Raw genomic sequence first — 1,421 nt, forward strand, 5'->3', positions numbered from 1 at the left:
CCATTAGGAGAGAATGCATTATGTACCAGTATTGTTCCGCATGCTAATACTTTACAATCATCATTGATAGAAAGGTTTACAAATAAACTTCTAGGACAAACTTCATCTTGTATTTGGTATTCAAATAAATAGTTACCAACAGGAAGTCCAAAAGAAGTAACAATGTTACCGTTTATAGCATGAGAATTATCAGTATCTATCCAGGTACCAACCGCAGTTGTACTTCTAGGTAATAAATTAAATAAGTTAACTGTAGATGAATCTGCATTACAAGCTTCACTATTAAAAGTTGAAGTTGGTATAACCTCATTTCTAACTGTAATTGTTTGTACCAATATGGTTTGGTTACCAGCACAATCAGATAATGTATAGGTTCTGGTTAAGATATATGGACTACCTCCACAACCAGTACCGCCGTTATCAGAATCGCTTACCGTTACATTTACAGTTTGGCTACAGTTATCAGTAGCATCTGTTATTGCATTAGGATTTGCAACAGGAATAGCTGCAATGTTTTCCAAAGTAATATCAGCAGGAACAGTTCCAGTTGGTGGCGTAGTATCCTTAACGGTAATTACTTGAGTAAACGAAGTTGTGTTTCCTGAACAATCGCTAGTTACCCATTTACGAGTTAGTATATAATTGGTACTACATTCGTTTTCGATACCGCTTTTTACTTCAGTATAAACTACAGGCACATCAACATTACAGTTGTCAGATGCAGTTATATTTGCTGCTTGAGGAACTTTATCACATGATACCGTGATATCAGTAGGAAGCTCACCGTTAAATGTTGGTTTCGTAGTATCTTCGATAGTAATCACTTGCGTGAAAGTATCTGTGATATTACCACAATTATCTTTTGCTACCCAACTGTTTGTATAAGTTCCTGCATTTGCACAAGACTCAGAAGCTACAAACTGTCCGCTAGTTTTTTCGATGGTCACCTCACTATCACAATTATCAGTTGCAACAGGAGTACTAGCTTGCGCAGTTGTTAATCCAGAAGCATCGCTACATTGAATAGTTATATTAAGACTTCCAGCTTGAGTAGTCCAAGTAGGTTTAGTAGTATCTTCGATAGTTATCACTTGCGTGAAAGTGTCCGAAGTATTACCACATTCATCCTTAACTGTCCAAGTATTAGTATAAGTACCAGCATTACCACAAGACTCAGAAGCTACAAACAGACCGCTAGTTTTAACGATATTAGTTACATCGCTATCGCAATTATCGGTTGCAACAGGAGCATTAGCTTGCGCAGTAGTTAAACCTGCTGCATCACTACATTGGATAGTTATATCCAAACTTCCAGCTAGAGTAGTCCATGTTGGTATTGTAGTATCTTCGATGGTTATCACTTGCGTGAAAGTGTCCGAAGTGTTACCACATTCATCTTTAACCGTCCAGGTATTAGTATA

Annotated in this window: 1 protein-coding gene; it reads right to left on the minus strand. The window is 37.2% G+C overall.

The annotated features are described in order from the left end of the window. A partial coding sequence (locus tag B8T70_RS23490) for an Ig-like domain-containing protein (protein WP_304529093.1) occupies positions 1-1,421 on the minus strand: 1,421 nt, incomplete at both ends.

The sequence above is a fragment of the Flavobacterium sp. AJR genome (genome assembly GCF_002156885.1).
Taxonomy (GTDB): domain Bacteria; phylum Bacteroidota; class Bacteroidia; order Flavobacteriales; family Flavobacteriaceae; genus Flavobacterium.